Annotated in this window: 2 protein-coding genes; both read right to left on the bottom strand. The window is 68.2% G+C overall.

The genetic code is table 11. The features are described 5' to 3' along the window. Window positions 1–647, bottom strand: a 647-nt coding sequence (locus ACRCSW_RS12880; RefSeq protein WP_438705647.1) for a GH25 family lysozyme, incomplete at its 3' end; no start/stop codon positions are given. A 64-nt stretch (window positions 648–711) separates the two neighbouring features. After that, a complete protein-coding gene (locus tag ACRCSW_RS12885; RefSeq protein ID WP_438705646.1) occupies window positions 712–1,788 on the bottom strand; it encodes an NAD(P)/FAD-dependent oxidoreductase in 1,077 nt (358 codons plus the stop codon). Window positions 1,789–1,959 lie beyond the last annotated feature (171 nt).

Consider the following 1,959-nt stretch of genomic DNA (forward strand, 5'->3'; position numbering starts at 1 on the left):
ACCCCATGCGGATGATCGGCGACCGAGCGCAGCCAGAACTCCACCCCGTCCAGCCGCCAAAGCTCTGTATCCTCGAAGAAATCCACCGTGGTGTAGATGATCGGGCGCTGGCCGTAGTGGCGCTCGACCACGTCCATGAAGATCCGCGCTTCCTCCCGGATCACGGCACCGTCGCGCCGGATGGTGCAGGTCGGTGAGGTCGGGGTCCATTCCATGTCCAGAACCGGGGGCAGGGCGCCACGGGTCTTCGGCACATGCCGGATGAACCAGCGCGCCTGCTCCACCGCCGGGCGGCAGTGGTAGAAGAAGTGATACGCCCCCCGCTTCACCCCCGCCGAGCCCGCACCGCGCCAGTGATCCTCGAACATCGGGTCGACCATGTCGCCGCCCTCGGTCGCCTTGATGAAGGCGAAGTTCACGCCATTCGCCCGTGCCGTTTGCCAGTCCACGCTGGTCTGGAAGCGCGACAGGTCAATCCCGTGCACCGGATAGCGATCAGGCGACCGGCCGGGCCAGTCGGTCGGGTCGGCATCGTCGAAGTTCGACGCGATGACCGTCACTTCCTGGGCTTCGGGCGCAGCCGACCGTTGCGCCGATCCACAGGCGCAAAGCGCAAGCAGGGCAAGAAGAAACACCGGACGGATCATGCCGGAAAAGTGCCGCGTCCGCGCGCTTCTGTCATCTGCCATTTTTGCCCCTCGGCGGAAATTCTCACCCGAAGCGGGCCGGGGAAAGCGCGGCGACCAGGTCCGCATCGATCTCGGGCGCGCGGCCCCCGATCAGGTCGGCGGCCAGACGGCTTGCCGCCGGGCAGGTCTGGAACCCATAGCCCCCCTGACCCGCCAACCAGAAGAACGACGGCTCCCGCACATCCGCCCCGATCACCAGCACCCGGTCGGGCGAGAACGTCCTGAGCCCCGCCCAGCTGGCCAGAAGCCGCGTGACCGGCTCCGTCACCATCTCCTCATACCGCGCCAGCCCCTCGGCCAGAACCATGTCATCGGCCCAGGCGTCATGCGGCTCCATCAGGTGTTCCTCGGCCGGCGACACGATCAGCGCGCCCGCATCAGGCTTGGCGTACCAGTCCTCGCCCGGCCCGAACATCATCGGCCAATTGCTGACATCATGCCCGCCCGGCGCCGGTATCCGCGCCATCGACCGGCGGAGCGGGGTAAACCCCAAAGGCCGCACCCCCGCCATCGCCGCGACCCCGTCCACCCAGGCCCCCGCAGCATTCACCACCATCCGCGCGGTGAAGACCCCCGCCGGGCTTTCCACGCGCCACCCCGCGCCATCCTTGGCAACCCCAGTCACCTTGGCCCGCGTCAGCACCTGCGCCCCGCGCCCCTTGGCCTCCCGCGCGAAACCCTGGATCAGAAGGTCCGTATCCACATCCTCGGCGTGGCCCGCATACCCCGCCAGGGCCACCACATCGGGGTTCAGGATCGGCACGATCCCCCGCGCCTCCTCCACGCTGATCCGGTCGAAGGCCATCGTCGCCAGATCGTGCTCAAAGCCCTCCCGCGCCTCGGCCTTGGCCACCAGCAGCAGCCCCCGCGGTGACAGCACACCGGGCACCGACCGGAAGTAGGCCTCCGACGCCAGCGAAAGCCCCACCACCGCAGGCGCCCCATAGCGCGGCTCATAAAGCGCCGCCGACCGGCCCGAGGCATGGTGCGCCAGCGCCTCTTCGGCTTCCAGGACGATCACCGACCCCAGCTCCGACAGCCGCGCCGCCGCCGAGATCCCCGCGATCCCGCCGCCGATGATCAGAAAGTCCGCGTCCATTCCCGCCTCCGATAAATCAAAATGGGGCACGGAATCTCCCACGCCCCATTCTTTGTCTCCAAATATCCCGGGGGTGCGGGGGCTGGCCCCCGCTCCGTCAGATGTCACAGTGGAATGTCGCCCACAATCCCGTCGACGTAGAAGGTCATGCCCCGCAAATCGCCGTCCGGC

Source organism: Tabrizicola sp. (assembly GCF_051645465.1).
Lineage (GTDB): Bacteria > Pseudomonadota > Alphaproteobacteria > Rhodobacterales > Rhodobacteraceae > Tabrizicola.

Bases quoted from the DNA above. Each gene is read 5' to 3' on its own strand.
- ACRCSW_RS12885 (WP_438705646.1), bottom strand. From the start codon at position 1,788: ATGGACGCGGACTTTCTGATCATCGGCGGCGGGATCGCGGGGATCTCG.